The organism is Nocardioides sp. (genome assembly GCF_031422975.1).
Lineage (GTDB): Bacteria > Actinomycetota > Actinomycetes > Propionibacteriales > Nocardioidaceae > Nocardioides.
Window position 1 is genome coordinate 1 of the sequence record NZ_JANPEO010000523.1, and the last position, 1793, is coordinate 1793.

General features: G+C 68.4%; 3 protein-coding genes. All 3 read right to left on the reverse strand.

From position 1 onward, the window contains the following. Nucleotides 1–237, reverse strand: a 237-nt coding sequence (locus RMO85_RS15645) for a hypothetical protein (RefSeq protein WP_310529649.1), incomplete at its 3' end; no start/stop codon positions are given. Further along, nucleotides 234–1220: an ABC transporter permease subunit gene (locus RMO85_RS15650; RefSeq protein ID WP_310529650.1), complete on the reverse strand. Its 987-nt coding sequence runs from the start codon at nucleotides 1218–1220 to the stop codon at nucleotides 234–236. The genes RMO85_RS15645 and RMO85_RS15650, both read right to left, overlap by 4 nt. Next, on the reverse strand, nucleotides 1213–1793 hold a 581-nt coding region (locus tag RMO85_RS15655), incomplete at its 5' end, for an ABC transporter permease subunit (protein WP_310529651.1). The genes RMO85_RS15655 and RMO85_RS15650, both read right to left, overlap by 8 nt.

A 1793-nucleotide genomic window follows, 5' to 3' on the forward strand; every position in this document is an offset into this window, starting at 1 on the left:
GCTGTCGATGGTCAGGGTCTGGGCGGTCGAGGTGTTGGTGATCGGGTTGTCGGTGACGGGCAGAACCGCGCCGGCCGACTGGTCAGCGGCCGGCTGCTGCGTGCCGGAGTTGCTGCCGTTGGTGCCGGTGGTGGTGGAGCCGCCGCAGGCCGTTGCGAGGGCCAGGACGGCGGCGAGCCCGGAGGCCGCGAGAGCGGTTCGGCCGGCGCGGTCGTGGCGGGGTGTCGGGGTGTTCATGAGTGTCCTCCGGGTTCGATGGGCTGTTGACGGCTCAGGGTGCGGCGCAGGGCGGCGAAGAGCAGCGCTGCGTAGGCGAGGAGCCAGGCGATGTTGTTGCGGGTTTCGTTGAGGAGCCACAACAGGCCATAGGGGCGGTAGCGCTCCTTGACGTCGGTCATGGCGAAGGCGAAGCGCTCGAAGTGCTTGGCGAGGGAGGCTTCCTCGATGCCGGTGCGGACGCGTTCGTAGCCGGTGAAGTGGGTGAGGACGGCGAGCTCTCCGTCGTGGTTGAGGCCCAGGGCCTGGAACAGCCCCCCGGGGAGTTGGTTGTCGGCGTCGAGGGTGTCGCCGATCTGGGGCAGGACGAGGACGACCACGAGCCAGATGCCCAGCGCGATGGTCAACCCGTTCACGGGAACTTTCGCCTTGGCCGTCGCGATGGCGCCCAGGCAGTAGAAGGCACTGAGGTAGAGCAGTGCGGCGAGACAGGCCAGGCCGACGCGGAGCACTTGGATCGGGCTGATCCAGTCGTGGCCGATCAGGCCGAGGGAGACGACGCCGACGAGCGCGGTGGCTGAGATCAGGGTGGCGAAGATGCCGAGCGCGCCCAGGTAGCTGCCGGTGGCGAGCTCGGCGCCGGTCAGTGGCCGGGACCGCAGCAGCGGCAGGGTCCGGTTGATGCGTTCGCGGGAGACCGAGAGGTAGCCGAGGGTGATCGCGATGATCGCGCCGAGGATCTCCAGGTATTCGAGGACACCGCGGAGCAGCGAGAGTACTGCCAGCGGGGAGGGGGCGATTCGGGTGAGTCCTTGGGCCGACGCGGCCGCCCGGTAGTTGTTGTAGTCGGCGAGCTGCGCGGCGTAGTCGCTGGCGCCGATCAGCACCGAACCGATGGTGGAGGCGACCAGGATGGCGATCAGGATGACCAGGACGCGGCTTCGCAGGGCGGCGCGGTACTCGTGACGAGCCACTTGGGTGATTCGTCGGGTGGACTCACTCATCGCTGGCGCTCCTGGAGTAGTCGTGTCGCTGGATCCGCCAGAGCACGAGTAGCGCGAGCGTGGCGGCGGCGATGAGGATGGGCAGGACGGTCAGGGCTGCCTGACCGGGCGTGGTGGCCGGTGTCGTGCGCAGGATGCTTGCGGCAGCGTCCTTGTAGCGCTCGACGAGCGAGATCGGTTGGGCGACATGGGTGATGCGGAAGAAGGCCTGCGACGTGCCGGCGGGTTCGCTGATGGGGTTCAGGGACTGGGTCGGGCGGAGCCCCGAGACGAACTGCGGTAGCACGAAGGTCACGACGATCCAGACCGCGATCGCCGAGAGCAGAGCCAGGGACCTGCGTCGGATGAGCAGTGCGGTGAGCATGCCGATCAGGACGAAGACCGACAGGTAGACCCAGGACAGCGCATAGAAGCCGGTGAGTCTGGCCAGATCGGGTCCGTTGAGGGTGCGGTTCACGACCAACAGCGCGACCGCGCTGAGTGCCCAGCACGCTGCGAGGGCGGTAGCCAGCAACCGGGCCGCGCTGAGGATCTTGCCCAGGGCGTACTGGGTGCGGGCGATGGGCCGGGTGA